29 protein-coding genes are annotated in these 26,807 nt (G+C 69.0%); 13 read left to right on the top strand and 16 right to left on the bottom strand.

The genetic code is table 11. The features are described from left to right. Position 1: 1 nt before the first annotated feature. Positions 2-607: a TetR/AcrR family transcriptional regulator gene (locus ABD156_RS39090; RefSeq protein WP_344286062.1), complete on the bottom strand. Its 606-nt coding sequence runs from the start codon at positions 605-607 to the stop codon at positions 2-4. 65 nt (positions 608-672) lie between these two features. On the opposite strand from ABD156_RS39090, the gene ABD156_RS39085 reads away from it, so the two are divergent. From ABD156_RS39085 to ABD156_RS39075, 3 genes are all read left to right on the top strand, one after another. Next, the gene (locus ABD156_RS39085) at positions 673-1,266 is read left to right on the top strand and encodes an NADPH-dependent FMN reductase (RefSeq protein WP_344286061.1); all 594 of its coding nucleotides are present in this window, start codon (positions 673-675) and stop codon (positions 1,264-1,266) included. Next, positions 1,263-2,636 (top strand): DHA2 family efflux MFS transporter permease subunit, encoded by a 1,374-nt coding sequence (locus tag ABD156_RS39080; protein WP_344286060.1) that lies wholly within the window; start codon positions 1,263-1,265, stop codon positions 2,634-2,636. Before ABD156_RS39085 ends, ABD156_RS39080 begins: the two co-directional genes overlap by 4 nt. A gap of 268 nt (positions 2,637-2,904) precedes the next feature. After that, on the top strand, positions 2,905-3,096 hold the full coding sequence (locus ABD156_RS39075) for a DUF1737 domain-containing protein (protein ID WP_344286059.1): 192 nt from the start codon (positions 2,905-2,907) through the stop codon (positions 3,094-3,096). Here ABD156_RS39075 and ABD156_RS39070 read toward each other — a convergent pair. Both ABD156_RS39070 and ABD156_RS39065 read right to left on the bottom strand, forming a co-directional pair. Beyond that, positions 3,093-4,859, bottom strand: coding sequence for an MFS transporter (locus tag ABD156_RS39070; protein ID WP_344286058.1), 1,767 nt, complete (start codon positions 4,857-4,859; stop codon positions 3,093-3,095). The two genes, ABD156_RS39075 and ABD156_RS39070, sit on opposite strands and share 4 nt — an antisense overlap. Positions 4,860-5,005: 146 nt before the next feature. After that, positions 5,006-6,379 carry an FAD-binding oxidoreductase gene (locus ABD156_RS39065; RefSeq protein ID WP_344286057.1) on the bottom strand — a complete coding sequence of 458 codons (1,374 nt, stop codon included), beginning with the start codon at positions 6,377-6,379 and terminating at the stop codon, positions 5,006-5,008. 102 nt (positions 6,380-6,481) lie between these two features. Between ABD156_RS39065 and ABD156_RS39060 the strand changes: the two genes are divergently transcribed. Together ABD156_RS39060 and ABD156_RS39055 are read left to right on the top strand one after the other, a co-directional pair. After that, the gene (locus tag ABD156_RS39060) at positions 6,482-6,733 is read left to right on the top strand and encodes a hypothetical protein (RefSeq protein WP_344286056.1); all 252 of its coding nucleotides are present in this window, start codon (positions 6,482-6,484) and stop codon (positions 6,731-6,733) included. Between the two features lie 42 nt (positions 6,734-6,775). Next, a complete protein-coding gene (locus ABD156_RS39055; RefSeq protein ID WP_344286055.1) occupies positions 6,776-7,270 on the top strand; it encodes a MarR family transcriptional regulator in 495 nt (164 codons plus the stop codon). A 71-nt stretch (positions 7,271-7,341) separates the two neighbouring features. Here the strand turns inward: ABD156_RS39055 and ABD156_RS39050 are convergent, their stop codons facing one another. The 9 genes from ABD156_RS39050 to ABD156_RS39010 all read right to left on the bottom strand — a co-directional run bounded on the left by ABD156_RS39050 (position 7,342) and on the right by ABD156_RS39010 (position 14,766). After that, complete coding sequence (locus ABD156_RS39050) at positions 7,342-7,923, bottom strand: class F sortase (protein ID WP_344286054.1); 582 nt, start codon at positions 7,921-7,923, stop codon at positions 7,342-7,344. Next, entirely contained in the window at positions 7,920-8,747 is an 828-nt protein-coding gene (locus tag ABD156_RS39045) for a choice-of-anchor P family protein (RefSeq protein ID WP_344286053.1), read from the bottom strand. The genes ABD156_RS39050 and ABD156_RS39045 overlap by 4 nt, the downstream gene beginning before the upstream one ends. Positions 8,748-9,287: 540 nt before the next feature. Beyond that, the gene (locus ABD156_RS39040; RefSeq protein ID WP_344286052.1) at positions 9,288-10,244 is read right to left on the bottom strand and encodes an NBR1-Ig-like domain-containing protein; all 957 of its coding nucleotides are present in this window, start codon (positions 10,242-10,244) and stop codon (positions 9,288-9,290) included. Between the two features lie 94 nt (positions 10,245-10,338). Next, positions 10,339-10,710 (bottom strand): hypothetical protein, encoded by a 372-nt coding sequence (locus ABD156_RS39035; protein ID WP_344286051.1) that lies wholly within the window; start codon positions 10,708-10,710, stop codon positions 10,339-10,341. Positions 10,711-10,859: 149 nt separating this feature from the next. Continuing rightward, a complete protein-coding gene (locus tag ABD156_RS39030; protein WP_116200055.1) occupies positions 10,860-11,090 on the bottom strand; it encodes a hypothetical protein in 231 nt (76 codons plus the stop codon). Positions 11,091-11,117: 27 nt separating this feature from the next. Further along, positions 11,118-11,576, bottom strand: coding sequence for a GreA/GreB family elongation factor (locus tag ABD156_RS39025; protein WP_344286050.1), 459 nt, complete (start codon positions 11,574-11,576; stop codon positions 11,118-11,120). Between the two features lie 87 nt (positions 11,577-11,663). Beyond that, positions 11,664-11,840 (bottom strand): hypothetical protein, encoded by a 177-nt coding sequence (locus ABD156_RS39020; RefSeq protein WP_344286049.1) that lies wholly within the window; start codon positions 11,838-11,840, stop codon positions 11,664-11,666. A gap of 7 nt (positions 11,841-11,847) precedes the next feature. Further along, the gene (locus tag ABD156_RS39015) at positions 11,848-13,110 is read right to left on the bottom strand and encodes an NAD(P)/FAD-dependent oxidoreductase (protein ID WP_344286048.1); all 1,263 of its coding nucleotides are present in this window, start codon (positions 13,108-13,110) and stop codon (positions 11,848-11,850) included. Between the two features lie 117 nt (positions 13,111-13,227). Continuing rightward, positions 13,228-14,766 carry a PucR family transcriptional regulator gene (locus ABD156_RS39010; protein ID WP_344286047.1) on the bottom strand — a complete coding sequence of 513 codons (1,539 nt, stop codon included), beginning with the start codon at positions 14,764-14,766 and terminating at the stop codon, positions 13,228-13,230. 49 nt (positions 14,767-14,815) lie between these two features. Between ABD156_RS39010 and ABD156_RS39005 the strand changes: the two genes are divergently transcribed. Further along, positions 14,816-15,223, top strand: a complete 408-nt coding sequence (locus tag ABD156_RS39005) for an MmcQ/YjbR family DNA-binding protein (RefSeq protein WP_344286046.1) — start codon at positions 14,816-14,818, stop codon at positions 15,221-15,223. Between the two features lie 53 nt (positions 15,224-15,276). Continuing rightward, positions 15,277-15,891 carry a glyoxalase gene (locus ABD156_RS39000; protein WP_344286045.1) on the top strand — a complete coding sequence of 205 codons (615 nt, stop codon included), beginning with the start codon at positions 15,277-15,279 and terminating at the stop codon, positions 15,889-15,891. A gap of 158 nt (positions 15,892-16,049) precedes the next feature. On the opposite strand, the gene ABD156_RS38995 is transcribed toward ABD156_RS39000, so the two are convergent. Both ABD156_RS38995 and ABD156_RS38990 read right to left on the bottom strand, forming a co-directional pair. Then, positions 16,050-16,454, bottom strand: coding sequence for a nuclear transport factor 2 family protein (locus tag ABD156_RS38995; RefSeq protein WP_344286044.1), 405 nt, complete (start codon positions 16,452-16,454; stop codon positions 16,050-16,052). A gap of 54 nt (positions 16,455-16,508) precedes the next feature. Beyond that, positions 16,509-18,044, bottom strand: a complete 1,536-nt coding sequence (locus ABD156_RS38990; RefSeq protein ID WP_344286043.1) for an HD domain-containing phosphohydrolase — start codon at positions 18,042-18,044, stop codon at positions 16,509-16,511. A gap of 93 nt (positions 18,045-18,137) precedes the next feature. Here ABD156_RS38990 and ABD156_RS38985 point away from each other — a divergent pair, with 93 nt between their 5' ends. Then, entirely contained in the window at positions 18,138-20,309 is a 2,172-nt protein-coding gene (locus ABD156_RS38985; protein WP_344286042.1) for a molybdopterin-containing oxidoreductase family protein, read from the top strand. A 9-nt stretch (positions 20,310-20,318) separates the two neighbouring features. Here ABD156_RS38985 and ABD156_RS38980 read toward each other — a convergent pair whose 3' ends face one another. Then, on the bottom strand, positions 20,319-21,461 hold the full coding sequence (locus ABD156_RS38980; protein ID WP_344286041.1) for an FAD-dependent monooxygenase: 1,143 nt from the start codon (positions 21,459-21,461) through the stop codon (positions 20,319-20,321). A gap of 121 nt (positions 21,462-21,582) precedes the next feature. Between ABD156_RS38980 and ABD156_RS38975 the strand changes: the two genes are divergently transcribed. After that, positions 21,583-21,894, top strand: coding sequence for an ArsR/SmtB family transcription factor (locus tag ABD156_RS38975; RefSeq protein WP_344286040.1), 312 nt, complete (start codon positions 21,583-21,585; stop codon positions 21,892-21,894). A gap of 18 nt (positions 21,895-21,912) precedes the next feature. Here ABD156_RS38975 and ABD156_RS38970 read toward each other — a convergent pair whose 3' ends face one another. After that, on the bottom strand, positions 21,913-22,482 hold the full coding sequence (locus tag ABD156_RS38970) for a TetR/AcrR family transcriptional regulator (RefSeq protein WP_344286039.1): 570 nt from the start codon (positions 22,480-22,482) through the stop codon (positions 21,913-21,915). A gap of 80 nt (positions 22,483-22,562) precedes the next feature. On the opposite strand from ABD156_RS38970, the gene ABD156_RS38965 reads away from it, so the two are divergent. The 4 genes from ABD156_RS38965 (at position 22,563) to ABD156_RS38950 (ending at position 26,716) form a co-directional block, all read left to right on the top strand. Further along, positions 22,563-23,444 carry an alpha/beta fold hydrolase gene (locus ABD156_RS38965; protein WP_344286038.1) on the top strand — a complete coding sequence of 294 codons (882 nt, stop codon included), beginning with the start codon at positions 22,563-22,565 and terminating at the stop codon, positions 23,442-23,444. A gap of 55 nt (positions 23,445-23,499) precedes the next feature. Beyond that, positions 23,500-24,108, top strand: a complete 609-nt coding sequence (locus ABD156_RS38960; protein ID WP_344286037.1) for a TIGR03086 family metal-binding protein — start codon at positions 23,500-23,502, stop codon at positions 24,106-24,108. A gap of 381 nt (positions 24,109-24,489) precedes the next feature. Continuing rightward, positions 24,490-26,316 (top strand): murein biosynthesis integral membrane protein MurJ, encoded by a 1,827-nt coding sequence (murJ, locus tag ABD156_RS38955; protein WP_344286115.1) that lies wholly within the window; start codon positions 24,490-24,492, stop codon positions 26,314-26,316. Between the two features lie 214 nt (positions 26,317-26,530). After that, a complete protein-coding gene (locus tag ABD156_RS38950) occupies positions 26,531-26,716 on the top strand; it encodes a hypothetical protein (RefSeq protein ID WP_344286036.1) in 186 nt (61 codons plus the stop codon). Positions 26,717-26,807: the final 91 nt, after the last annotated feature.

Genomic DNA, 26,807 nt, shown 5'->3' with positions numbered 1-26,807 from the left:
ATCAGCTTCGGCTGGTAGCCCCCGGCGCGTAAGCGCGCAAGAAAACCCCGACCCCCGACCGGATCACCGTTTCCCAGTCTTCCCCCGGTTCGGCCGCGGCGGCGCTGCCCGCGGTGAGTTGCACGAGGTGTACCGCGGCCAGCGACGGGTCTTCCAGTTCGAAGTGGCCTTCCGCGGCGAGCCTGCGCAGATGTCCGGCCAGTGCCTGCCTTACGCGGGTCGGGCCGCGTTCCTTCCAGGCTGCGACTGTCTCCGGGGCGATGTGGTCGAAGTCGGCTTGGATCTGGCGCACCAGCGCCCAGTGCGGTTCGGTTTCCGGGTCGCGTTTCGCCCACTGGAGGCCGAATTCGACGAGGTCGGCCTCCAGGTTCGCGATCCTGCCCAGCAGTTTGTCGGCGACCGCGATCTGGCGTTCGGCGACGCGGTCCGAGCTGTCCAGGATCACCGCGCGGAAGAGTCCGGCCTTGTCGCCGTAGTGGTTGTAGATCGTCCGCGACGAGACGCCGGCTTCCGCCGCGAGCACGTCGATGCTGGCGCGCGAGTAGCCGTCCCTGGCGAAAACTCGCAGGGCGCCGTCGAGCAGAGCACGTTGTTTGTCCGTCCGCACCGGCTCAGTATGCCGAAGTACAACGATCGTTGCAAAAACTACAACGAGCGTTGTACCTTCGGGGCATGACTTCTCCGCTTCGCATCGCCGTCGTCTCCGGAAGCACCCGCCCCGGCCGCCGGGCGACGCAGGTCGCCGAATGGACCCGCGACCGCGCCGCCGCCTTCCTCGGCGACCGGGCCGAGGTGCGGGTGCTCGACCTCGCCGACATCGATCTGCCGTTCCTGGACGAACCGCTTCCCGCCGCGATCGGCGGCTACCGCAACGACCACACCCAGCGCTGGGCCGAGCTGATCGACGGCTTCGACGGCTTCGTTTTCGTGACCCCCGAGTACAACCACTCCATGCCCGCGGCGCTCAAGAACGCCATCGACTTCCTGTTTTCCGAGTGGGCCGACAAAGCCGCGGGTTTCGTCAGCTACGGAACCAACGGCGGCACGCGCGCGGTGGAGCACCTGCGGCTCACGCTCGCCGAGGTCAAAGTCGCTTGCGTGCGCTCGCAGGTCGCGCTGGGACTGTTCACCGACTTCGTCATCCCGGACCTGGCCGAGCCTGGCACCTTCGCGCCCGCCGACCACCACGAAGGCATCCTGACGCGGATGCTGGGGGAACTTGTCGACTGGTCGACCGCGCTGCGCACCTTGCGAGTCTCGCCGTGACCACCGTCGCCGCCCCCATCGACCGCGCGACGTGGCGGATCTGCTGGATCATCGTGTTCGGCGCGTTCGCCAGCGGACTCGACGCTTCCGTAGTGACGATCGGCCTCGACTCGATCAGCAGCGATTTGGGCGCGGATCTCTCGGTGACGCAATGGATTGCGAGCGGCTACCTGCTCGCACTCGCCCTGTCGCTTCCCTTGACCGGCTGGCTGGCGCGACGCTTCGGCGCGGGCCGGGTGTGGCTTGTCGCCCTCGCCGCGTTCACCGTGGCGTCCGGCTTGTGCGCGGCCGCCCCGGATGTCGTGGCGCTCATCGCTTTCCGGTTCCTGCAAGGGTTGGCCGGGGGCGTTCTGATCCCGGCCGGGCAAACCGTTCTGGGACAACAGGTCGGCGCCGCGCGACTGGGCCGGGTCATGGCGACGCTCGGGATCGCGGTGAGCGTCGCGCCCGCGCTCGGCCCGCTTGCCGGAGGGCTGATCCTGCACGGTCTTTCGTGGCCGTGGCTGTTCCTGATCAATCTGCCGATCGGGGCGGTCGGCCTGGTTCTCGGACTCCGGTATGTGCCGCGCGGCTCTCGGGAGACCACAGGCGGGATCGATGTCGTCGGCCTGGCCCTGATCGCGGCTGGGCTGCCGCTGGTCCTCTACACCATCACCACGTGGGGAGACACCGGACAGCTTGAGTTGCCGATTCTGTTGCCTGGTCTCGCTTTGCTGACGTGGTTCGTGGTGCGGTGTCTTCGGCATCCGCATCCGCTGCTGGACTTTTCCTTGTACCGCAACCGGCTTTACCGGGCGGCGAGTCTGGCCGCTGCTTTCAACGGGGCGTTGATCTTCGGTAGCGGAATCGTGGTCACGCTGTATTTTCAGCTCGGTCGGCACCTGGATTTCGTTGACACCGGCCTGAGTTTGCTCGGCTTCGCCGGTGCCACTGCGGCGATCGCGCCAGTGACCGGGCGGGCGGTGGATCGGTATGGTGCCGCGCCGGTCGCGCTGGTGGGTGCGGTGCTGGCGGTGGTGAGCACGGTGCCGTTCGCGTTCCTGTCGGTGGATGCGCCTAGTGTGGTGGTGCAGGTTTTGCTGGCGGGGTATGGGGCTTCGGTGGCTTTGGTGAGCATGCCGATGGGGATCGCGGCGTACAAGACTGTCGAACCGTCACGACTTCCGGATGCGGCTGCGCAGGTGACGATCCTGCTGCGAGTCGGCGGATCGCTCGGCGGCGCGGTGTTCGCGGTGCTGATCGCCGGACGGCTGCCGGACGCCGATGCCGCGTTCCGCCTGGGATTCGGAGCGATCAGCGTGGGTGCGGCGGGGGCACTGGGGACGGCGTTGCTGGTGGCCCGTGCTTCCCGTGCGAAGCCACTACGCTGACGCGGCTATGGACGAGATCAAGCCGGGGCTTGAACCTTCGGCGAACTCGATCTTCGCCGGACCGACCGGCAAAGCCGAGGCAAGGAGAAGTCTCTCAAGTGGAAGGCTCTCGCGGACTGCGTTAGAGCGCTTGCACTGCCTTCCCGAGGCACCGACCTGCTTTCAGCCTGGCCTGGCAGCAACGATTCCACAGACAACTCGCCAGAGCCGCGAAAGTCCGTAGCGATCTTCGTAGCCACGACGGCGACCAACCTGAAATCATGACCCCATGAGCCAACCCCCGGACGGTCTCCCCGCCTACCGAGTCCTCACCGGACCCGACGACGTTGCCTTCTGCCGCCGGGTCAGCGAGGCCCTCGCGCTCGGCTACCGCCTGCACGAGGGCCCAGCGCTGACCTTCAACGGCGAAAACGTGATCGTCGCCCAGGCCGTGCTCTGGCCGGAAGACGGAAGCCGCTAGCGGTCGCTCCGAGGAGACACCAGCTCGCTAGGCCCGCCACCGGATTCCCCGGCCACCGCGGCCAGTTCCTCCCCCACCGACTCCGACGACTTCTTCGTGTCCTTCGTCAGCAGCGACGCCACCGCACCGATCAGGCACACGACGATCGCGAAGCCGAACGCCACCGCGAGGCCGTCTTGGAACGGGCCTGAGATCAGGTTCGGGAAGAAGCTGCGTCCGGTCAGGAAGTTCGCCTGGTCCGCGGGCAGACTGCCCAATTGGCCGCCCAGCAGCTGCTGGATCGGGTTGTAGCCGAGGAAAGCCGCGAACAGCACCGCGACCGCCGGCAGGTGGGCGACCTGTTGTGCGGCCGCTTCCGGAACCCCGTGCTGGGTCAGGCCCTGCGACATCGCGATCGGCAGGTGGTCCGACAGGCCGGCGATGATCAGGCTGAAGAAGAAGCCGATCGACAGCACCATCGCCGCGTTCTGGAAGGTCGTCATCATGCCCGCGCCGGAACCTCGCGCGTCGGCGGGAAGGCTGTTCATCACCTCGGCGCGGTTGGGCGAGGAGAACATGCCCATGCCGATGCCGTTGAGCAGCAGGATCCCGGCGAACGCCCAGTAGTCGAAGTTCACCGGCAGCAGCGTCAGCAACAAGAAGGTCGCCGCGGTGATGACCAGGCCGCCGGAGGCGAGCGCGCGGCTGCCGATCCGGTCGGACAGGATGCCGGACGTCGGCGCGGCCACCAGGAAGCCGATGGTCAGCGGGAGCATGTAGATCCCGGCCCACAGCGGCGTCTGCTCGAAGGTGAAACCGTGCTGCGGCAACCAGATTCCCTGCAGCCAGATGATCAGCACGAACTGCAGCCCGCCGCGGCCGAGCGACGCGGTCAGGTTCGCCAGGTTGCCCCAGCTGAACGAGCGGATCCGGAGCAGCGACAGCCGGAACAGCGGGTTGGGCACCTTCGTCTCGATCACCATGAAGGCGATCAGCACCGCGACGCCGCCGATCAGGCAGGACAGCACCATCGGGCTGCCCCACCCGGTCTGCGAAGTGCCGTACGGCTGGATTCCGTAGGTGATGCCCACCAGCACCGCGATTAGGCCGACAGCGAAGGTGATGTTGCCCCACCAGTCCATTTTCGCGTGCTGGCGAACGCCGGTGTCGTGCAGTTTGAGGTACGCCCACACCGTGCCGATGACGCCGAACGGCACCGACACCAGGAAGATCAGGTTCCAGTTCACCGGCGCGAGCACGCCGCCGACCACGAGGCCGAGGAACGAGCCCGCGATGGCCGCGACGCCGTTCATGCCGAGCGCGAGCCCGCGCTGGTTGGCCGGGAAGGCGTCGGTGAGGATGGCCGACGAGTTCGCCATCAGGAACGCGCCGCCGACGCCCTGCACGATCCGCCAGCCGATCAGCCACAGCGCGGCCGCGTCGCCGCCGAACCAGGTGATCGCCAGCATGATCGAGGAAACGGTGAACACGGCGAAGCCGAGGTTGTACATCCTCGCCCGGCCGTACATGTCGCCGAGCCTGCCGAACGCCACCACCAGCACCGCGGTGACCACGAGGAATCCCATGATCATCCACAGCAGGTAGCTCGTGTTCGACGGCTCCAGCGGGTTGATGCCGATGCCCTTGAAGATGTCGGGCAGCGCGATCAGCACGATCGACGAGTTGATCGTCGCGATCAGCATCCCGAGCGTCGTGTTGGACAGCGCGATCCACTTGTACCGCGGACCGAGTTCCGCGATCGAATACGTCCTGCGCTCCGCCACCGTCGAAAACCCCTCTCCCAGCCGTTCCCTTAGCTAGGCTAAGCAAGTTGCTTGCGGTAGGCAACCAACAAAAGAAAACGACTGGGAGACAAGGGTCACAAACGGATGACTATCCTTTGTGGACTGTTTACTTTCACTCGGTCGAGTTACCGCTGTGCGGGACCTCCGACGACCTTCCCGGGGTTGAGGATCCCGTGCGGGTCGAGGGCCTTCTTGACCGCGTGGTGCAGGTCGAGAACCGCTGGTCCCAGCTCTTTCGCCAGCCCGGGACGCTTCAGCAGGCCGACGCCGTGCTCGCCGGTCACCGTCCCGCCGAGTTCCAGCGCGTCGGCGACGATGTCGTCGAACGCGGCCTGTGCGCGGCGCTGCGCGTCGTCGTCGCCGGTCGGCGTGATCAGCAGCGGATGCAGATTCCCGTCGCCGATATGCGCGATATTAGCGATTTGCGTGTCATGTCGTTGTGCGGCCAAATCGATCCGGGCGAGCATTTCCGGCACCAAATGCGTCGGCACGCAGACGTCCTCGGTGAGCACCGGGCCGAGCCGTTCGAGTGCCGGGTACGCCAGCCGCCGGGCGGCGAACAGCGCGTCCGCCTCGGCCTCGTCGGTCGACTGCGCGGCCCAGGTCGCCCCTGCCTTTTCGAAGCACTCCACCATCACCGCGGCCTCGTGCCCGCCCGGCACGTCGCTGCGACCGAGCAGCACGACGTTCGCGTCCGCGGACAAGCCCATGTTCTTCCAAGCGTCCACCGCGGCCAGGCAATGCCGGTCCACCAGCTCCAGCGCCGAGGGCACGATCCCGGCCGCGCGGATCGCCGCTGCCGCCTCCCCGGCCGCGACGGTCGAGTCGAAATACCCGGCGACGGTCGCCTCCGGCGCGCGTTTCGCCCGCAGCCGCACGGTGATTTCGGTGATGACGCCGAGCGTCCCCTCCGACCCGACCATCAGCCCGGCGAGGTCGTACCCGGCCACGCCCTTCGCGGTACGGCGGCCCAGCCGGACGAGTTCGCCGGTGCCGGTGACGACCTGCAGGCCGAGCACGTAATCGCGCGTCACGCCGTACTTCACGCAGCACACGCCGCCCGCGTTGGTCGCGACGTTGCCGCCGATGGTCGACCACGGCGAGCTGGCCGGGTCCGGCGGATACCAAAGCCCGTGTTCGGCACAGGCCGCGCGAAGATCGTCGTTGACCACGCCGGGTTCGACCACGGCGAGCCGTTCCACCGGGTCGATCTCCTTGATCGCGGTCATCCGGTCGGTCGCCAGCACGACGCATCCGGCCAGCGCGTTCGCTCCCCCGGACAGCCCGGTTCCCGCGCCCCGCGGCACCACCGGCGTGCCGTGCTTGATGCATTGCCGCACCGTCGCCTGCACCTCGTCCGCGGTGCGCGGACGGACCAGGACCGCCGGTTCGCCGTACGGAGCCCACTCCGCCTCGTCGTGCGCGAAGCTGCGCAGCACGTCGGGGTCCCGCACGATCCGGTCGTCCGGCAGGACGGTGTGCAGGTCGTCGATCAGCATGGGGGCTCCCGCGTTCTTCCGGTCGGCTTTCCCTCGCCAGGTTAGGTCGAAATCCGGGCTGCCCGTTCGACGTATCGGTGAGAGCGCTTCGAGGAGGCCGCCATGACCAGCACCGTCACCACCGTCACCCGCCGCGGGATCTCGATGCTGCGTGCCGTCGCCGCCGGGCGCGGACGGCTGACCTGCAGCTGCGAACCGGATCTGTTCGTGGACGGCCTGCCGTGCAGCGACCAGTTCACCGCGCACGCGCTGGCGCACGCCGGTCTGCTGCGCGCGAGCGAACCGGGGCCGCTCGGGCAGCCGGTGCCCGCCGTGCTGACCCCGGCCGGGGAAGCGCTGCTCGCCGCCGCCTGACCCGGCTACGCTGACCAGCGGGAAAAGGGGAAGGCGGAGCAGATGGCTTCCGGAGCATCCGGAACGGACACGGCGCGGCGCAGGCGGCGCACCACGGTGGCTCTCAAGGAGTCGCTGCGGGAACTGCGCAATCAGCTGTCGCTGCTGAACCACCAGGTCGGCGGACAACTGAAGCTCAAAGACGTCGACCTCGACTGCCTTGAGCTGATCTCGTTCGCCGGACCGCTGAGCCCGAGCGCGCTCGCCCGCCGCGCGGGCCTGCATCCGGCGACCGTGACCGGCATCCTCGACCGGTTGCAGCGCGGCGGATGGATCGTGCGCGAACGGGATCCGGACGCGGCCGACCGGCGCGCGGTCACCGTGCGGGCGGTTCCGGGACGCACGCAGGAGCTGTTTCGGGTGTACGGCGGGATGAACTCGGCGATGGACGACCTGTGCGCCGGCTACACCGAAGACGAGCTCATGCTGATCGCCGGATTCCTGCGCCGCACCGCCGAAGCGGGCCGGGCCGCGACCGACGAGCTCGCCGGGGAATGACAGCAGGGGAATGACAAAGGGCCCCGCCGCTTCGCCCGAGCGCGAAACGACGAGGCCCCGGTATCAGTCGCTCAGCTGTCGAGCGTGCCGTACACGATGATGTTGTCGAGATAGCTCTTCTTTTCGGGGTCGAACGCGCCGCCGCAGGTGATCAGCCGGATCTGCGAGTCGGTGGTGTTGCCGTACACGGCTTCGGTGGGGAACGTCTTCTTCGCGATCTGGTCCACCTTGGTCACCGTGAACGAGGCCTTCGACCCGTCCTTGCGCCCGATCACGACCTTGTCGCCCTGCTTCATCTCGTGCAGCCGCCAGAAAATGCCCTTCTGGTGGTTGCCGTCGATGTGGCCGAGGACGACCGCCGGTCCGACCTGGCCCGGCTTGGGGCCGAAGTGGTACCAGCCTGCCTGCAGCGGCTGGTCGACCGGCGGCACCTGGACGGTCTTGTCGTCGTTGAGGCCGAGCGGCACCAGCGACGAATGCGCGTCGATGCTGGGAACGTCGAGCGAGACCGGGTCCGCGACCTGCTGCGCGGCCGCCGCGGAACTCGCCGGGGCCGCGGCAGGCGGAGTCTCCGCCGAACCGCAGCCCAGCAGGGCGAAGTTCGCGACGAAAGCCAGCAGGAGCGCGAAAAGCCCGAACCGGGAACGCGTCACCGGGCGGTCACCGAAGCCAGGGTGCCGTCGCCGGTCTCCGGCGCGCCGACCGGCACGACGGTCACCTGGCCGGGGCCTTCGGCGGGCGGGGTGCCCGGCTTGCCCGGCTCGGAGGGCTGGGTGGACGACGGCGGGGTGGTCGGGTTGCCCGCGACCTTGGCGCAGGTGGCCGAGGCGAGGACGATGTCGCCCTTGCCGAGCGCGCCGGTGACGTCGCCGCCGAGCAGCTTGATGTGCAGCGCGTTGACGGTGAGGCTGCCGTCGGAGTGCTTGATCTGCTCGTTCACGATCACCTGCAGCACGCCGTCGATGCCGAGCTTCTGGTTCGGCTTGGTCGACACCGGGAGCTTGCCGATCTTGCCGAGGTCGAGACCGGCCAGCTCGGACGAAGCGGTGATGCCGTCCGGAGTGGACTTGCACTCGGAGCTGATCACGCGGGCGGTCGGGGTGGAGCCGGCGAGCGGGGCGAGCACCGGGAGCGCGGCGTCGACGATCGAGGCCTTCGAGTCGACCGGGCCGCTGCTGCCGTCCTGCTTCGCGGAGCTGCTGATGACCTTCGCCGTGACCAGGCCCTTCAGCGGCACGTTCACCACCTGCGCGGACTCCGGGCCCTCCGTCGAGGACGGGGCGATCTTGCCGGTGTCGACCGTGATCCCCTTGTCGCCGAGCACGCCGGGCAGCAGCGAGACCGAAGCGGACGCGCCGTAAGCCGAGCCGGCGGGCGACCCGGCGGCGAGCGCCGGCGGGGCGACGGCGGCGGCGAGCAAAGCCAGCGCGGGAACAGCGACCGCGACGGTCCGTCCGCGCAGCAGGGCAGAACGCATGAATTGTCCTTCCGAACATCAAGAATGGAGCCGCCGCACGGATCCCCGAATCCACGCGTGACCGAGCACAACTGTCGGTCGCTGGCAGAGCGCGACATTATCAAGACGCCCCGGAAACGCAAAGCAAGATCCGTCGCGCAGCGCGCCCGCCCGGCGGTTCCGGTGACCACAATTATCGCAATTTCACCACTAAAGAGTGATGTAACGCGGCCTCGCTGACGGGCTTTTCTCACGCTGAGCTACCGGAACCGAGGCTCCGATGGCGGATTGCCCCTCGCCCCACCCGGAGGGGTGATCCTGCGAAGGGTTCGCTGCGGATACTCATTGTCATGTGACCGCTACCGCTTCCCGGCGGCCATTCCTGGTTCGCCAATTCGTCCCGCGACCGCGGCGGGCATCGGCGGAAAATGTCCACAATGGAATCTGCAAGACCGGAACGAGCGAACAGGGAAAAAGGTACGATTTTCTTGCCCAGGGCGGTGACCAGCGGCAACGCGCGATTGTGGACAGTCCGAAAAGGACTATCGGCGCGTTCTCCGGTTACTCCACAGTGACGGTGACCTGGTAGAAAATCCCGGTCCGATCAGGAAATACCAGCGCGCCCCGTTCGTCGACCATCTTCCACAGGACGTGGCAGACACCGGTGCCGGTCGGCGTCACCGGGACGCTCACTTCGACCAGCTGCCCCGGTTCGGCGTCCGGGACCGGCACGCGCGGCGGGGACGGGCACAGCACCGTGGTGCCGCCCGCGACCTGCAGATAGCGGCTGCGCCACGGTACTGAGCCAGTGTTCTTCAGCCGCCAGATTTTCGTGAATGTCTGGCCGTAGCGGGTTTTCGCGCCGTCGGGGAAGGTGACGTCTCCGGAGAGGCCGTCGCCGCCGAAGCCGGACGAGTCGCCCGGCAGCGGGTAACGCGGGGCGGCGGCTTCCTTGTCGCGGGAGGACGGGGTGGCCAGGACTACGACCGCGGCCACGAGTCCGAGGACGACCAGAACGGTTGCCGCGACGACGATCGAACCCCAGCGGCGGGTCTTCTCCGGTTTCGCGGCCGGAGCGACGGGGTGGCTCTCAACGAGAGAAGGGTCATCGGCTGCCGGTTCTCGGGAATCGGTACCCGCAGAGCCAGCCGGACTCTCCGGAGCAGCCCAAGCCGGGTCCGGCGACTGCCCTTCGACCGCCTCTTCCCAGCGCGCCAGCCACTCGCGCCGCACCGTCTCCTCGTCGCGGCCGAGGCCGGTCACCGCGAGGCTCCGGACGAACTCCCAGGTCGTCGGCCAGGACGGCGCGCTGCGTCCGCGCGTGGCGGCCGACAGCGCCGATTTCGACGCCGCAGCGCCGAGTTCCGTGCGCATCCGGTCGTAGGACGGGTCGCCCGCTTCGCGCTTCAAGTCCAGCAGCGCGCAGGCGAACCGAGAGACCGGACCCGCGCCCGCGTCGGGCACGAGGTGCTTGCGACCTCGGCGGGCCTGGGGCTGCCCGGCCGCGGGCTCGCTCATGCCACCTCCAATGATCGACATCGACCCTTGGAGGTTGCCAGGAGGCCCGGGGCGGCGCAGCCCCGGGCCCGCCCGGCTCGTCAGCGAACGGGGCTCAGAGCTTGCAGCCCTTCTGGATGCGCACGACCGAGTGGTCGAGGCCGATGTGGAACTTCTTCTTGCCCTTGGTGCCGCCGTTGGTGGTCATGCACTGGACGCTCATCGCGCCGTTCGTGTCCTTCAGCACGATGCCCGCGGACACCTTGTGCGAACAGTGGTTGTTGAAGTACACGGTGACGTTCGTGGCGCCGTCGCCCCACGAGTAGTTGGCCTTCTTCCCGGACGGCTTCGTGCACTTGATGCTCGCGGTGTGCTTGCTCTGCGCGCTCACCGGAGCCGCGGTGTCCGCCGACGCGGCGGGCGCGGCGATCCCGGCGAGTGCGATCCCCAGCGCGGAGGCGGCCATCAGCGTCTTGCCGATCTTCATGGGTGTCCCCTCGGACGAAACGGAATGGAGTTACAGCCGGGAAATCCCGGTGCACTCATCCCAGCGCGCCGTCCGTTTTGTCCTCAACCGCTGGCTGTCCACGGTCAATGGCAGGAGTTGTCCACGCAGGTCAGCGAATTGTCCACGGCTCAGTCAGCCGGGCCGCGCAGTGTCAGGACCACGCGTAAGACGTGTTCGACGGCCGACTCGAACATCGCGCCGCGCAGTTCGCCGCGTGTCTCGAGGTTGCGCGCGGCGAGGTCGAGCATCCGGTCCGGTCCGACCCGGCGGACGAGGAGCGCGGCGACCTCCTCGAGGTCGAGGCTCGGGTTGTCGAGCCGGGCGAGGGCGAACTCGATGATGAGCTCTTCGTCGGTCACTCTTTCAGGGTAGCCACGAAACGGGCTTCAGCCATGGCTCTGATAGCGCCCGTAGGGATAAGCCTCGACCAGGGTGACCCGCACGACCGCGCCGCTCGGCACCTCGTACTCCCGCTGTTCCCCCGGCTTGGCGCCGTCCAGCGCGCGCCCGAGCGGCGAGTCCGGCGAGTAGACCTCGAGGTCGGTGCCGCCCTCGTCGCGAGCGGCGAGCAGGAAAGTCTCGACCGCGCCGTCGTCGTAGCGGACGGTCAGGACCATGCCGGGCTCGGCGATTCCGTCGTCTGGCGGGTCTTCGCCGACGACGGCGTTCTGCAGCAGGTCTTGCAACTGCCGGATCCGCGCTTGCCGGTGCTGCCTGCGGTCGAGCCGGTCGTGTTCGCCCGCGCCCTCGCCGAGTTCGGGTTCGCGTTGCAGGTCAGCGAGTTCCGCGGCGAGGCGGGCGTGCGCGTCGGCGGTCAGCCAGGGACGCGAAGAGGTCGTCGACATGAGGGGTGCCTTTCGGATGTCGTCCGTGGGGGCCGGGCTAGCAGGAGGCGTCCAGCCCCCACGGACTTTCGAGGAGTCCCGCGGCGGTCAGCGGGGCTCGGGCTCGGTGCGGCGGTCGAGCACGCCGGCGTCGGCGGCGAACCAGCCTGCGGCTTTCACCAGGATGTCTCTTTCGGTGCGCAGCAAGGCGTTCTCCGCGCGCAGGAACATCAGCTCGGCGTGCTCGTCGCCGGTCAGCGGCGGACCGGCGGGTTCGGCGGACATGCCCAGGTCACCGCAGCGGGTCGAACGGCCGCAGCGCTTCCGGGCACCTGCCGGTGGCGATCTGCTCGGCGAGCAGCTTCCCGGTGACCGCGCCGTGCGAGAGGCCCCACATGCCGTGCCCGCCCGCGACGTACATTCCCGGCGCGCCGGTCTGGCCGATCACCGGCCGCCCGTCGACGCTGACCGGGCGCGAGCCGACCCAGACGTCGGTGCGCTGGTCCCACCGCAGGCCCTTGAGCAGCGGCCGGGCCGAGGCGATGATCGCGTCGACGCGCGCCGGGTACAGCGGGTCGTCCGGCTTGCGGAACTCCATCGTCCCGGCCACCCGCAGCCCGCCCTGGTACGGAGTGCACGCGACCCGGATGTCCGGCAGGTACATCGGGCTCGGCACCGGATCGTCGGTCGGCACGGTGAAGGAGTACCCGCGCCCGGCGCGCACCGGGACGCGCACGCCCCATTTGTGCGCCAGTTCGCCCAGCCACGCGCCGGTGGCGAGTACGACGGCGTTGGCGTTGACCGTCTGGCCGTTCGCCGACAGCACGGTGTAGGCGTACTCGTGCCTGCGGATCGCGGCGACCTCGAACCGGTGCCGGATCGTGCCGCCGCGGCTGACCACCGCGCGGGCGAGCGATTCGACGAACCGGCCGGGGTCGACATACCGCTGGCCGTCGATCCGGATGCCGGCCCCGATCCGGTCGGTGACCTGCGGGAAGTGCTCGCGCAGTTCCGGCCCGGCGAGCTGGGTCCAGGACACCTTCTGCCCGGCGTTGCCGAGCCGGTCCAGCTCCTTGACCAGCGTTTGGGCCTTTGCCGAGGTCTCGAACAGGGCGGTGATCGGCGCGTCGATGGTCGGCGCGTCCACGCCGCTGGCGGTCAGGAGGTCAAACGCTTCAAGGCATTCCTCGTTGAACGGCAGGTTCGCGCGCACTGCCCGGTTCCAGGAACGGTGGGTGCAGTTCGCCGCGAAGCGGGCGAGGAACTGCCACAACCGCGGGTCCGGAGTGGCCGGGACGTGCAGCGGCGCCTGCCGGTCGAGCAGGGTGCGCAGGCCGTAGCGGAGGACGGCGGGTTCGTTGAGCGGGATCGACAACCCCGGCGAGAGCCAGCCCGCGTTGCCCCAGGACGAGCCCGCCGCGATGCCCTCGCGGTCGACGACGGTCACCCGCACGCCGCGTTCCTGCAGGAACCAGGCGGTCGACAGCCCGACGATGCCCGCGCCGACCACGATCGCCGAACGCGGTCCGCCGTCCCTCCGGTCGAGATCGCCCATGTCTTCCTCCGCCACGCCGTGCCGCTGGTTGTGCTGGTGCGGCCAGGATGACCCGGATCCGGCGGGCGGTCTTTGTCGAGTTCGGCCAAACGGAGCAAGCCCGTTTGTCCTGATCGGTCAATCCTGCGGATCGGCGACGGCGAGCTCGATGATCATCGCCAGCCGTTTCGCGGGCAGGTCGAGCCGCAGCGGCGTCACGTCGGCCATCTTCCGCAGCCGGTAGCGGATGGTGTTGGGGTGCACGCCGAGCCGTTCGGCGGCTTCGGTGAGGTCGCCTTGGGTCTCGAGCCACGCGCGCAGGGTCGCGACGTAGCTGGTCGAGTTGGCCGCGTCGTGCCTGGCCAGATCCGCGATCGGACCGCGCGCCGGGGCTCGTCCCGCTGCCGCGGCGGCGCGCAGGCGGAGGACCAGGATGTCGTCCCAGGACTCGTCGTACGCGACGGCCGCGCCGGGTTCCGGGCGAACGTCGTGCAGCGCAAGGCATTCGTCGGATTCCCGCCGGCTGGCCGGAAGCTCCGCGGTGGACGCGGGCGCGCCGATCCCGGCTGCGACCGTGACCTGCGTCGGCAACGCGTCGCGGATCCCGTCGATCCACGCGCGGGCGGTCTCGACGTCTTCGCCGGGCAGAACGGTGTAGACGGTGTTGCTGAACAGCGTGCTCCGGCCCGGCCGCGACCAGCCAAATCCGGTGGTCGCGCGCTCGAAGGCGAGCAGCAGCGCGGCGTGCCGTTCGTCGGCGATGTGCGCCTGGAGCGCGACCACGCGGAACCGGCCGGGCGGCAAACCGAGCCTGCTCAGCACGGCCGCCGCGTCCGGGGTGCCTTCCAGCAGCCGGATCACCAGGTCCGATTCGACCTGCCGTTCGAGGTCGGCGCTCGCCCGCGAGCGCAGCAAATGCAGCCCGACCGTGCGGGAACTGTCGTGCAGGACAGTGCGCCGGACGTCCGACAGCGGCTCCTCGCACTCCACCCAGATCGACCCGAGCGTCTCGCGCCCGGCCCGGACCGCGACGACCATGCGTCCGGTCAGCCCGTGCTCCGGATCTGCCTCGACGAACAACGGCTCGTCCGACTGGACGAGATGCGCGAACACGCCGCGGTGCTCGAACAGCTCGCGCACCTGGTCCGGCACTCGCCGCCCGAGGATCGTCTCCAGCCGCACGCGGTCCGCGCCCTGCTGACGGCTGGAGTACGCGAGCACGCGCGACAGCTGATCCTCGATGGTGACCGCGCTGCCGAGCGCGTCGGCGAGGCTGTCGGCCAGCGCGAACAAGTCGGTCGGGCCGCGACCGGATTCCGTCTCGCGCCCTTCGAGCACCAGGCCGTAGACGACGCCCGCGAGCTGTCCCCACGACACCTCCGGGTCCACGAGCAGCACCGCGACCTGACCGTCCTCCGCTTTCGCGACCTCGTCCGGCCCCGGCGGCGTCGCTCCGCGCACCAACACGACCGACGCCCGCGCTTGAGCGGCCCGTTCGACGGCTTCGAGCACCGATTCGACGCCCACCGCGAGGTAAACGTCGCCGCGCAACCCGCGCGGGTCAGCGGGGTCGTCCATCACCACGTCCCGCAACGCGACCTCGCGCGCGACGGGACAGCAGCACAACCGCGCGCCGTACCCACCGAGGACGTTGACGAGCCGATCCAGCGTGACCATGCCCTGTTCATACCTGACGCGGTGCGCTGGGAGTCGTATCGTGCAGGTCATGCGGGCGCGGGTCGAGGACGTGCACGAGCTGGCGCTGGGGATGCCCCACGTCACGGTGGTGCGCGGCTCGCGGGAGAACCCCGTGTACCAGGTCGGCGGCAAGTCGTTCGTGTTCTTCCGGACCCCGCGGCCGGACGCCTTCGACGCGGAGACCGGCGAACGGTATCCGGACGTGATCGTGTTCTGGGTACCGTCCGAATCGGACAAGCAGGCGCTGGTCCAGGACCCGGACAGCCCGTTTTTCACCACTCCGCACTTCGACGGCCATCTGTCGGTGCTCGTCCGGGCCGCTCACCTCGGCTCGCTGACGCGGCAGGAGCTGACCGAGGTCGTCGAAGACGCTTGGTTGTCCCGAGCGTCACCGCGCCGGCGCGAAGCGTGGCTGGCCGGGCGTCCGGCTCGGTAAGCGATCAGGAATCAAGAAGCGTCGGGGCTGGTGCCGGATTTAGCGTTTACGGCATGACCTCATTCGACTTTGTCACCCTGGACGTTCCCGATGTCGCCGCCGCCGAGCGCTTCTACACCGCCGCGTTCGATCTGGGCGACCGTCTCCGCTTCCGCCAGGCCGCCGCGCCGAGCACCGGCTTCCGCGGATTTACCTTGTCGCTCACCGTTTCCCAGCCTGCCAACGCCGTCGCTTACCTGGACGCTGCGCTTGCGGCAGGTGCTACTTCGCTGAAGCCCGCCGCTAAGTCGCTGTGGGGTTTCGGCGGGGTTGTGCAGGCACCCGACGGCGCGATCTGGAAGGTCGCGACTTCCACGAAGAAGGATTCCGGCGCGGGGGTTCGCGAATACGACCAGATGGTGCTGCTGCTGGGCGCGTCGGATGTGGCGGCGACCAAGCAGTTTTACGTCTCGCACGGGCTCGCGGTGGGCAAGAGCTACGGGCGCAAGTACGTGGAATTCGAGACGAGCCCGATCAAGCTGGCCCTTTACGGCCGGAAGGCGTTGGCGAAGGACGCCGGGGTGCCGGAGGAGGGTTCGGGTTCGCATCTAGTGACCATCGGCGGGAACGCTGGGCGGATCACGGATCCGGACGGATTCGCTTGGGAGACTTCGGTTCTCGCCGGATGACGGACGGGCCTCGTGAGCGCTTATGCCGGTCAGCAGCGACGAAATGCCCGCTTCACGACCCTGCGACTGTGTGCTGACGACTGCGTGCTGACGTCCGTGAGGGGAACCCTGAGGGACTCTGATTCCCTCAGGGTTCCCCTCACGGACCACTGGCCCGCTCAGCGTGCCCCGTCCTCTGGGCAATAGCCCGAACACAGCAACACCATCCGCGAAAACCGCCCGTCCGCGTCATCGTCCACGTACGCCTGCTGTTCCACCGCGAACCACCCCTCCCCCAGCCGCTCCGCACGCACGCGCGCTCGCCAGCGCAAGTGCAACCGCGGGCCGACCCGATCCACCTCGCCCTCGGCGAGCTCGAAATCGGAGACCTCGCCGAACCAATGGGTGAACGCGGCGGTGATCTCGGCCGGACCGTGGAATTCGCGCAATCCCGGCGGCAGCAAGGCCGTCAACCGCACCTCGCTGTCCATTGCGGACGACATCCGCGCGAAGTCCTGTCTGCTCAATGCTTCGATGAAGGCGCCCGCCCTGGAGATGCGGGAGGCCTGGAGTTGTGTTGTCATGCCTCAGGTTTACGGCCCGACGCGCCTCGGGGGATCGGGTAACTGCCCGATCTTTCACCCCGTCAAACCACGGCGCATCGCGACCAGCGCGGCCTGCGTCCGAGTCGTCACGCCGAGTTTCGCGTAAATGTGCTCCAGATGCGTCGAGACCGTCTTGCGGGACACCGTCAGCGCGGCGGCGATCTCCGGGTTCGACAGCCCCCGGGCCAGGTGCAGCAGGACCTCGGTTTCCCGCGCGGTCAACCCGTCCGGAGTGCGGCGAACCCGTTGCCCCGCAGCGGTCAGGACCGCACTCACCGCGTCGGGGTCGAGGCGTCCGGCGCGGGCTTCGGCGGTGAGCGTTCGCGCGGCCGCGTCGGGAGCCAGCGGGGCGCGGTGCGGGCGCGGTTCGCCGAGTGCGTGGTAGACGTCGGCGGCGGAGAGGACTCGCGACGTCATCGGCAGCGCGTCGCCGGAAAGCCCGTGCGGGTAACCGGAACCGTCGAGTCGTTCGTGGTGCTGGGCCGCACAACGGGCGACCGCGGCGAGGCCGGGCATTCCGGCGAGCATCCGTTCGGTCAGGTACGGATGCGTGCGGGCGCGTTCGGCCTGCGCGAGCGACCACGGCCGGGTCTCGTTCCAGATCGCGCTCGGGACGCCGATCATCCCGATGTCGTGCACCCAGCCGGCTCGGCGGACCAATCGGACGTCCGGCGCGGGGAGGCCGAGCTTGGTCGCGCCGTCGGCGGCGAGCGCGGCGACTCCGCGGGAATGCCCTAGCCGCGGCGGTGATTTGAGGTCGGCGAAGTCGGCGAACGCTTGCAGTGCCCGGTCGAGTTCGTCGTCGGACAGCTGGACGCCGAGCCGTGGGTCGAGGGCGATCACCTCGTCCCACGCCTGGATCCGGTCCAGTCCGGCCAAGATGTCGCCGCAGTGGTTCAGGAAGCAGTCGACCAGGGCCGGGTCGAACTGCGTGCCCCGGCGTTCCCGCGCGACGGTGACCGCGCCGTCGACGCCCGCGGTGTCGTGGAAGGCCTCGACGTTGTCGGCGAGCTGGACCAGCCGGATCGCCGGGTCGAGGTCCGCACCGCCGGCGTCGCCGGGGACGCCGCGGCCGTCCCAGCGTTCAAAGGACTGCAGCAGCGGACGGCAGACGTCCTCGCCGAGGTCGAGCCGTCCGGCCAGCTCGCTCGCGCTTTGGCAATGCGCCTGCATGACCTGCTGCACCGACCGGCCCGCAGTGGCGAGGAACCGGCCGACGAGCGCGGCACGGCGGAGTCGCGGAGCGCCGCGACCGAGATGGCGCAGGACGAACATCGCCATCGCGACACCGGCGAGGTCGCCGTCGTGACTGTCGGCGTACAGCTCGGTCTCGTCCCCGAACAACGCGGCCAGCTCGCTGGTGTCGGCCGCGCAACCCACCCAGGTCAGCAGCGACGTGTAGTAAGCCGCCGCGCGCACGCTGTCGTCGGCGCCTGCCGCGTCGGCCAGGCGCAGGGCGATGACGGTCTGCCGCAGCACGCGCTCCATCGGGCGGCCCATGCCGAGATCGGCCACCAGCGACAGGGTGGCGACCAATTCGGACAACCGCACCGGCGCGGCTCTGTTCACCTCGAAAGGTCGCAGGTGAAACGCCGGTTGTTACGCCGGTTGTTACGCCGGACGGGGCAGTCCCGACTCCCAGGCAGAGACCGGAGGTGCGCGATGGCGACCGAAGTCCCGACGTTCTGCCCGCTGTGCGTGTCGAAGTGCGGAGCGACCGCGACGGTCGAGGACGGGCGGCTGCTCGCGCTCCGCCCGCTGCCCGGCCATCCGACCGGCGCCGCGATCTGTGTCAAAGGCAAGGCCGCGCCGGAGATCGTCGCGCATCCGGACCGGCTGCTGCATCCCCTCCGCCGGACCGCTCCGAAGGGCGCGGCCGACCCGGGCTGGGAGCGCGTCGGCTGGGACGAGGCGCTGGCGACGATCGCGTCCCGGCTGACGGCGATCGCCGAGGAATCGGGCCCGGAAGCGGTGGTGTTCGGCACCGCCTCGCCCTCGACGTCGGCGATGTCGGACTCCATCGAGTGGCTGACCCGGCTCCGGCGTGCCTTCGGCAGCCCCAACTTCGCCGTCTACATGGAGCTCTGCGGCTGGGGCCGCCACCTCGGCACGCTCTACACCTGGGGCGAGCCGGTCCCCGGCGCCTACCTGCCCGATCTCGAGAACACGCAGTGCGTCCTCTACTGGGGCTACAACCCGTCCGTCTCCCGGCTCGCGCACGCCACCGCGACCACCGCCGCGCTGCGTCGCGGGGCCAAGCTCGTCGTGGTCGATCCGCGGCGCGCCGGGCTGGCCAGCAAGGCCGACCAATGGCTGCGCGTGCGCCCCGGCACGGACGCCGCGCTGGCATTGTCGCTCACGCACGTGATGATCGAGAACGATTGGTACGACAAGGAATTCGTCGAGCGGTGGACCAATGCTTCGAAGCCGGTTGGCTCGTCCCGCCGGGTCTGGGACCTGATCGGCGAGGAATGCGCGAAGTACCCGCCCGAGGTCGCTGAGGAGATCACCGGCGTGCCCGCCAGCCAGATCGTCGCCACGGCTCGGCTGCTCTGGGAACAACGCCCGGTCGCGTTCTACACCTGGAGCGGTCTGGAGCAGCACAGCAACGCGACCCAGACCGTACGCGCCATCGGCCAGCTCTACGCGCTCACCGGCTGCATCGACGCACCCGGCGGGAACGTGCTGTTCACCCCCGTGCCGGCCAACCCGATCGACGGCCGGGAACTGCTGTCGCCCGAGCAGCGCGCCAAGACCATCGGTGTACAGGAGCGTCCGCTGGGCCCGGCGAGGTTCGAATTCGTCACCGGCGAGGATTTCTACCGCGCCGCGCTGGACGGCGTGCCCTACCGTGCCCGAGCGCTGGTCAACTTCGGCGGCAACCTGGTCATGGCGCACGGCGACAGCGCCCGGGGCCGGGACGCGCTCCGCGCGCTGGACTTCTTTGTCCACACGGATTTGTTCCTGAACCCGACGGCGGAGCAGGCGGACCTCTTACTGCCCGCGACGAGCGCGTGGGAAGCCGAAGCGCTGCGGATCGGTTTCGAGACAAGCCAGGCCGCGCAGTCGACTGTCCAATTGCGACAGCCGTTGGTCGCGGCGCGCGGCGAAGCCCGGTCAGACTTGCGGATCATCTTCGACCTGGCCATCGCCCTCGGGCTCGGCCCGCAGTTCTTCAACGGCGACATCGAAGCGGCCTGGCATCATCAGCTCGTGCCCAGCGGCCTCACCCTCGACCAGCTGCGCGCGGCCCCGGAAGGCATCCGGCTGCCGCTGAACACGATCTACCGCAAGTACGAACGAGGCGGCTTCCGGACACCGTCCGGCCTGGTCGAACTGTACTCGGAACCGTTGCTGGAACACGGATATCCGCCGCTGCCGACCTTCACCGAACCGTCGATCAGCCCGCTGTCCCGACCGGACCTGGCGACGCGTTACCCGCTGATCCTCACCTGCGCGAAATCGCTGTTCTTCTGCGAAACCCAGCATCGGGAAATCGCCAGCCTGCGCAAATCCGCCCCCGAACCCGCGGTCGAACTGCACCCCGAAACCGCCGCGGCCCGCGGGATCGGCGCCGGGGACTGGGTGCGGCTGGAGACACCGTTGGGAAGCATCCGCGCGAAGGCGAAGTTCAATGTCAACCTGCGCCCGAACGTCGTGTGCGGACAGCATGGCTGGTGGCAGCCCGCCGACGCGCTCGGCCAGCCCGGCTATCCGCCCTTCGGCGACGGCAGCGCGAACCTCAATCTCGTGCTGAGCCAAGGCCCGAGCGACCCGATCAGCGGCAGCTCGCCGTTGCGCGCTTCCCTGTGCGAGATCGCCAAAGACGGCTAGCGACTTTGCTCACACCCGTCCGTTCTGCTCGGCGGGCAAGGGATTCCGGGTGGCGAGGCCGACAGCCCGGCCGACTGTATTGCGCAGCGCCAGTCCGTACCGAGTTCGCGGCACGAGCAGCGTGGCGACGAGGCCGACGCGCCGGTGCCTCGGCTCCACGTGCCGCCGGTGCTTCGCCTCGTAGGCCTGAAAGGCTCGTGCATGATCACCGGGATGCGCGGCGAGCGCTTCGGCCAGAGTGTGCGCGCCGGCCATTGCCATGCTCGACCCATCGCCGAGCAGGGCGACTGCGGAGGCCGCGTCGCCGAGCAATGCCACGCGGCCGCGCGACCACTTGTCCATCCGCACGTTGGCGAGCGGGTCGAAGAAGGGCGCGGGGTGGTTCACGTATGCCTCGACCAGCTCCGGGCCTCGCCAGCCGATTCCCGCGTACGCCTCGGCAACCAGGCGCTTGTGGAGCGCGGTGTCGTGACGGTCGTAGCCGGGCACCCGCCCGCCGCGGAAGGTGAACATCGCGAGCGGCTTCCCCCGGGACGGGTGGATGGTGAGCATCCGGCCGGGCGCGGTCAGCATCACCGCCGCCTCCGGGTCATCGAGCGCATCGGGCTCCAGCGGCACCGTCGCGCTGTACATGCCCATGCCGGTCGTGAACTGCTCCGCCGGCCCGAAGACCATGCGGCGCACCGGGGAGTGGACGCCGTCCGCGCCGATGACCAGGTCGAATCGACGGGGCGGCGACCGGCGGAAGGTGGCCTCGACTCCTGATGGGTCCTGCCGGAGGCTGGTGACCGTCTCGTCGAAGAGGAACTCAGCGTCGTCGCGCGCTGCCCGGTGGAGCACCGCGGACAGATCGGAGCGGGTCACTTCGACCGACTGCGGGGACGTCGTCGGGACCCGGAGGAGCTGTCGCCCGTCCGGATCGAGGAGCGAGAGGACGCTCGCGCGCGTGGCGATGTCGCGCAACTGCGGGAGGATGCCCATCCTCTCAGCGACCGTGAGCGCCGGTTCCTTGACGACGACGGCGCTGCCGCCGGATCGCAGTTCTTTGGCCTGCTCGACGACCGTCGGCCGATGCCCGTGCCGGGCCAGCCAGTAAGCGAGCGCGGGACCGGCGATACCGGCACCGTGGATCAGGACACGCGAAGGCGTCATAGCCGCAACCTTTTCGTTGGAGGGAAGCGACGAGCGCGGTTTCAGGTACGAATCTCGTCGTACCTGCAGTCAAGCACGGCCGTAAGGTACGATGCAAGACGTACCTGAAAGAGGTGAGGCGATGTCAGCTCCGCCCGAAGACGATGCCGCCGATCTGGGCACGGTGTTCCGCGCGCTCGCCGACGAGCATCGCCGCACCGTGATCGCGGAACTGGCGGCCGACGGGAGCGATGGCGAGCGCACCTGCAACTCGTTCGACCTCCCAGTGTCCAAGCAGACGCAGACGCACCACTTCCGGGTTTTGCGCGAGGCCGGGCTGATCCACGAGATCAATTACGGGAACCGCAAGGGAATCCGGTTGCGCCGGGCGGAAATCAACCGGCGGCTCCCCGGCCTGCTCGACCTGCTGACCGCGGAGCGCCGCGGCACCTGACTCCAGTTCGGGCCCGCCCTAGTTCCGCGAAAGCGCGCCCAAACTGATGTCGACTATCGTGCGAAGCTGCTTCGGACTCGCTCCCGCCCGGCTCATCACAGCCAACGACTGGTTGACCGCCGCGAAGTGAACGGCGAAGTCATCGGCGTCGGCCAGCTTCGCGGCGCGCAAGGCTTTTCGCAGCCGTGCCTGTTGGAAGCCCAGAGCTTCGGTCGCGCGCGCGGCGATATCCGGGCTCAACACCGGTATCGCCATCGCGGTCTGAGCGACCAGGCATCCGTCCGGCACCTCGGGATCGGCGAGCCGGTTCAGGGTGACGTCGAAGAACTCCCGCACCGCCCGCAGCGGATCCTCGGCCGCCTTCGACAAGGCCTGGTCATACCGGTCACCGTAGCGTGCGGCGTAGCGATCCAGGCAGCGCAGATAGAGCGAATCCTTGTCTCCCCATGAGGAGTAGATGGAACTGCGGTTCAACCCGGTCGCCTTCGAGAGGTCGTCGAGAGAAGTGTCCGCGTACCCGGCCCGCCAGAACTGGACCATCGCCGCGTCGAGCGCGACGTCCACGTCGAACTGCTTCTTTCCGGCCATCCCGCACCCCGTTCTCTCACCGCTGCGCCCAGCCTAGCTCATCTTGAACTGTTCGGTTCAAGATGAGCTACGCTTGAGCCATGACTGCCGCCGCGATTCCCGAATTGCCGCTGTATGACCTGCCGGGCTTCACCCACCGCTGGGTCGACGGCCTCCACGCCGTGGAAGGCGGTCCGCAGACTGGTCCCGCTCTCGTCCTGCTCGCCGGATTCCCGCAGACCTGGTGGGCTTGGTGCAAAGCGATGCCGGGCCTCGCCGAACGCTTCCGCGTCATCGCGATCGATCTGCCCGGGCAAGGCCACTCCGACCGCCCGCACGACAGCTACGACACGCACACCGTCGCCTCGCGGATCCAAGCCGCGCTGACTGCGCTCGGCGTGCCGAAATACTGGCTAGCCGCCCACGACATCGGTGCGTGGGTCGCTTTCTCGCTGGCTTTGAAGCACGAAGACCGCCTGCACGGTCTCGCGCTGCTGGACGCCGGCATCCCCGGAATCACCCTCCCGGACTCCATCCCCACCGACCCCGACCGCGCCTGGAAAACCTGGCACTTCGCGTTCCACCTGGTGCCCGATCTCCCCGAAACCCTCCTCGCCGGTCGCGAGCGCGAATACGTCGACTGGTTCTTGAAGGCCAAAGCGCTGAGCACCTTCGACAGCACCGAGATCGACCACTACGCCGCCGCTCTCGCCGCCGAGGGCGGGCTCCGCGCGTCTCTCGCCTACTACCGCGATGCCGCGGAATCAGCGCGCAAGAATCACGCCGCTCTCGAACGACGGCACCTGACCGTCCCGGTCCTGGGAATCTCCAGCTCCCACGGCTCGATCCCCGACATGGCCGCTTCCCTCAGCCCCTGGGCGGACAACGCGACCGGCGTCGTCATCCCGAATTCCGGACACTTCATTCCGGACGAACAACCCGCCGCGGTCGTGGCGGCGCTGACCGCGTTCATCGAGCGCTAGCGCGACGTCGGATTTTCGCCAGCTGACGCGTCCTCGTGGCGAAAGACTGGCAGGCATGACTAATGTCCTCGGCCGATTTCTGGCTGCCAGCACCGAATTCGACCAGCGCCTGCGGTCCGTCCGCCCCGAACAGTGGACCGCTCCGACGCCCTGCGCGGAATGGAACGTGCGTCAGCTCGTCAACCACATGGTCCGAGGAAATCTCAACTACGTCGACCTGCTCGCCGGCGGCACCCGCGAGAATTTCCTGCGCCTGCGCGACGCCGACGCCTTGGGCAACGACCCACTCGGTGCGTACGCCGCGTCGGTGCGGCTAGTCGCCGACGCCTTCAGCCGCCCCGGCGCGCTCGACCAGGTGCTCGACTATCCGCTGGGCCAGGTGTCCGGGCGTCAAGCGCTGGCCGTGCGCGCCACGGATTCCGCCATCCACGCGTGGGATCTCGCCCGAGCCCTGGACGTCGACGACCGCCTCGACTCTGAGTTGGTCACGTGGATCAGCGACAACCTCGAGACGATCTACGCCGGGCTGGCGGAATCCCCCGTCGCCGCCGACACGACGCACCGGTTCTTCGCCGCTCCGGGGACGCTCGGCGAATCAGCGTCGCGGCAGGACCGGTTGCTGCAGCTGATGGGCCGCAACCCGCGGCAACTCAGCGAGCGGTGAGCCAGGGAGCAAGAAGCTTCTCCCACGTGTCAGCGGGGCAAGGCCGCTCTCGTGGTGCTTACCGAACCGTAAATCTATCCCCGGATCAGCCACCGGGGCGCGCGAGCTGACTACCCTGGGGGTTCGAATCGACCGTTGACGATGGGGCACACGTTGGACCGCGACCCGGAGTGGCCGCCAGAGCGTCCCGCCGAACGGGTCAAGCACCCGCCGTCTGAGCGCCCGCCGAGCCCTGACCAGCAGACCCTCCGCATCCCGCCGGGGGCGAACGGGTATCGCAGGCGGCTCCCGCCGCGCGGCCAGCAGCCGCCGCGCCAGCCGCCTCCCCCGCAGCGGCGGCCGCTGGTCCGGCCGTGGCAGCAGGAGCGCCAGCAGGACAGCATGCCGTTCGGCGCGCCGCCGCTGGCGCCGAACGATCCCGACGCGACGATCTTCATCCCGCGCGTCGGCGGGGTGCCCGCGAGTTCGAGGTGGCCGGTCGCCGACCCGGACGTGCTGCGGCCGTACGACTCGCTCGTCCCCCGGATGCTGCCGCGGCTGCCCCGCGGCGCGCCGGATCCGGATCTCGACGCCACCGTCTACGTGCCGCGCGTCGAGCCGAAGGCGGCGCCGCCCTCGATCGCGAAGTCCAGCGGGAAGATGGCGATCGCCTCGCTGGTCAGCCGTATCACCGGTTTCCTGTGGAAGCTCATGCTCGTGTGGGCGGTCGGCACCGGCGTCGAGAACGACTCGTTCAACATCGCCAACACGCTGCCGAACGTCGTTTTCGAACTGCTGCTCGGCGGTGTGCTCAGCAGTGTCGTGGTGCCGTTGATGGTGCGGTCGCAGGACGATCCCGACGGCGGCGCGGCGTACACGCAGCGAATGCTCACGGTCGGCCTGACGGTACTGGCCGTGGGCACCGTCATCGCGGTGGCGGCGGCACCAGCGCTGACCTCGCTGTACACGGAGCAGGGCGGACACGCCAACTCCGCGCTGACCAACGCGTTCGCCCGGCTGCTGCTGCCCGAGATCTTCTTCTACGGCGTGTTCGCGCTGCTGTCGGCGATCCTCAACGCCAAGCACATCTTCGGCCCGACGGCGTGGGCTCCGGTGATGAACAACGTCGTCGTCATCGCGACCCTGGGTTTGTTCATGCTGATGCCGGGCAAGATCTCGACCGATCCCGTGCGCATGAGCGACCCGAAGCTGCTCGTGCTCGGCATCGGCGTCACGCTGGGCATCGCCGTGCAGGCGGCGCTGCTGGTCCCGCCGTTGCTGCGGACGGGGTTCCGCTTCAAGTGGCGCTGGGGCGTCGACAAGCGGATGAAGGAGTTCGGCGGCCTCGCGCTGTGGATCCTCGGCTACGTCGCGGTCAGCCAAGTCGGCCTCACCGTCAACACCCGGGTGCTGACCAGCGGCGACGCGGGCGGGGTGACCATCTATTCCAACGCCTGGCTGCTGTTCCAGCTGCCCTACGGCGTGATCGGGGTGTCCCTGCTGACCGCGATCATGCCGCGGCTGTCCCGCAACGCCGCGGACGGCGATGTGCGCAAGGTCGTGGCCGATCTTTCCTACGGGTCGCGCATCTCCACCGTGATGCTGGTGCCGATCGCCGCCGTGCTGACGGTGGTGGGCGGGTCGATCGGGGTCGCCTTGTTCAGCGGCGGCGCGAACTCCGCGGCCGAGGCGGGCCGGCTCGGCGAGGCACTGGCGATCTCGTCGTTCGGGCTGCTGCCTTACGCGCTGGTCATGTTGCAGCTGCGGGTCTTCTACGCGATGAAGGACGCGCGCACCCCGACGCTGATCATGGTCGTGATGACCGCGGTGAAGATTCCGCTGCTGTATCTGTGCCCGGTGCTGCTGGACGCGCGCGACATCGTCCTGGGCGCCATGCTGGTGAACTCCCTGACGTTCGTCGTCGGCGCGATCATGGGCCAGGTCTGGTTGTGGGTGCGCCTCGGCAACCTGCGCAGCAAGCGAGTGCTCGGGGTCATCCTGTTCACGGTCGTCGCGAGCGGACTCGGCGTCGCCGCGGCCGTCGCCGCCGGCTGGCTCGTGCCGGACGGCGGGGGCAGGGCAACCGTGTGGGTCAAGCTGATCCTGCAGGGCCTCGTCGGACTCGCGGTGTCGTTCGGCGTGCTCGCGGCGCTGAAGGTCGAGGAACTCGCGCCCGCGACGAAGAGGTTCACCCGCTTGGTGAAAGGCAGGCGACGGCACGCCGAGTGATCGCGAAACCCGAGCCTGGGACGGCCGCTTACCGGATCCTGTTGATCCGGATGATCTGGTTCGGTTCCTCGCCGTGCTCGCGGTTCTGGGGATCGCGGTCGAGGCGATCAAGACCGCAGGCACTGTCGTGGTCGGGACTGGCGGGGCGGCCGCGTTGCTGCGCACCATCATCCGCGGGATCGTGGAGTAGTAAGCACCGGCGGAGGCAGCGATCTTGCTGGTCGATTACCGCCGTTGTTCTCTCGGCTATGTGGCGACGGAACACCTGCTCGGCTACGCCGTTGCCCGTGCGCAACTCACCGCCATGCTCGAAGACGTCCGGGAATCGATGGATCGGCGGTTTCATCCGGCGTCCGTCCACCAAACAAATGACCGTCTGATCAGCGGTTTCGACACGTGACACCACACCCGGCCTGAATAGCGGGGGATCTGCTCGAGAAACGTTCACCAGAGGCGTCGCGGGCAATCGCAGGTGTGCTTCGAGCCGACCG

It is taken from the genome of Amycolatopsis albidoflavus, from assembly GCF_039525725.1.
Lineage (GTDB): Bacteria > Actinomycetota > Actinomycetes > Mycobacteriales > Pseudonocardiaceae > Amycolatopsis > Amycolatopsis albidoflava.
Note: the sequence above shows the minus strand (reverse complement) of the source record. Positions and strands in the feature narration are given on the sequence as shown.

Bases quoted from the DNA above. Each gene is read 5' to 3' on its own strand.
- ABD156_RS39085 (WP_344286061.1), top strand. From the start codon at position 673: ATGACTTCTCCGCTTCGCATCGCCGTCGTCTCCGGAAGCACCCGCCCC.
- ABD156_RS39075 (WP_344286059.1), top strand. From the start codon at position 2,905: ATGAGCCAACCCCCGGACGGTCTCCCCGCCTACCGAGTCCTCACCGGA.
- ABD156_RS39065 (WP_344286057.1), bottom strand. From the start codon at position 6,379: ATGCTGATCGACGACCTGCACACCGTCCTGCCGGACGACCGGATCGTG.
- ABD156_RS39060 (WP_344286056.1), top strand. From the start codon at position 6,482: ATGACCAGCACCGTCACCACCGTCACCCGCCGCGGGATCTCGATGCTG.
- ABD156_RS39055 (WP_344286055.1), top strand. From the start codon at position 6,776: ATGGCTTCCGGAGCATCCGGAACGGACACGGCGCGGCGCAGGCGGCGC.
- ABD156_RS39045 (WP_344286053.1), bottom strand. From the start codon at position 8,747: ATGCGTTCTGCCCTGCTGCGCGGACGGACCGTCGCGGTCGCTGTTCCC.
- ABD156_RS39040 (WP_344286052.1), bottom strand. From the start codon at position 10,244: ATGAGCGAGCCCGCGGCCGGGCAGCCCCAGGCCCGCCGAGGTCGCAAG.
- ABD156_RS39035 (WP_344286051.1), bottom strand. From the start codon at position 10,710: ATGAAGATCGGCAAGACGCTGATGGCCGCCTCCGCGCTGGGGATCGCA.
- ABD156_RS39025 (WP_344286050.1), bottom strand. From the start codon at position 11,576: ATGTCGACGACCTCTTCGCGTCCCTGGCTGACCGCCGACGCGCACGCC.
- ABD156_RS39020 (WP_344286049.1), bottom strand. From the start codon at position 11,840: ATGTCCGCCGAACCCGCCGGTCCGCCGCTGACCGGCGACGAGCACGCC.
- ABD156_RS39015 (WP_344286048.1), bottom strand. From the start codon at position 13,110: ATGGGCGATCTCGACCGGAGGGACGGCGGACCGCGTTCGGCGATCGTG.
- ABD156_RS39010 (WP_344286047.1), bottom strand. From the start codon at position 14,766: ATGGTCACGCTGGATCGGCTCGTCAACGTCCTCGGTGGGTACGGCGCG.
- ABD156_RS39005 (WP_344286046.1), top strand. From the start codon at position 14,816: ATGCGGGCGCGGGTCGAGGACGTGCACGAGCTGGCGCTGGGGATGCCC.
- ABD156_RS39000 (WP_344286045.1), top strand. From the start codon at position 15,277: ATGACCTCATTCGACTTTGTCACCCTGGACGTTCCCGATGTCGCCGCC.
- ABD156_RS38995 (WP_344286044.1), bottom strand. From the start codon at position 16,454: ATGACAACACAACTCCAGGCCTCCCGCATCTCCAGGGCGGGCGCCTTC.
- ABD156_RS38985 (WP_344286042.1), top strand. From the start codon at position 18,138: ATGGCGACCGAAGTCCCGACGTTCTGCCCGCTGTGCGTGTCGAAGTGC.
- ABD156_RS38980 (WP_344286041.1), bottom strand. From the start codon at position 21,461: ATGACGCCTTCGCGTGTCCTGATCCACGGTGCCGGTATCGCCGGTCCC.
- ABD156_RS38975 (WP_344286040.1), top strand. From the start codon at position 21,583: ATGTCAGCTCCGCCCGAAGACGATGCCGCCGATCTGGGCACGGTGTTC.
- ABD156_RS38970 (WP_344286039.1), bottom strand. From the start codon at position 22,482: ATGGCCGGAAAGAAGCAGTTCGACGTGGACGTCGCGCTCGACGCGGCG.
- ABD156_RS38965 (WP_344286038.1), top strand. From the start codon at position 22,563: ATGACTGCCGCCGCGATTCCCGAATTGCCGCTGTATGACCTGCCGGGC.
- ABD156_RS38960 (WP_344286037.1), top strand. From the start codon at position 23,500: ATGACTAATGTCCTCGGCCGATTTCTGGCTGCCAGCACCGAATTCGAC.
- murJ (WP_344286115.1), top strand. From the start codon at position 24,490: ATGCCGTTCGGCGCGCCGCCGCTGGCGCCGAACGATCCCGACGCGACG.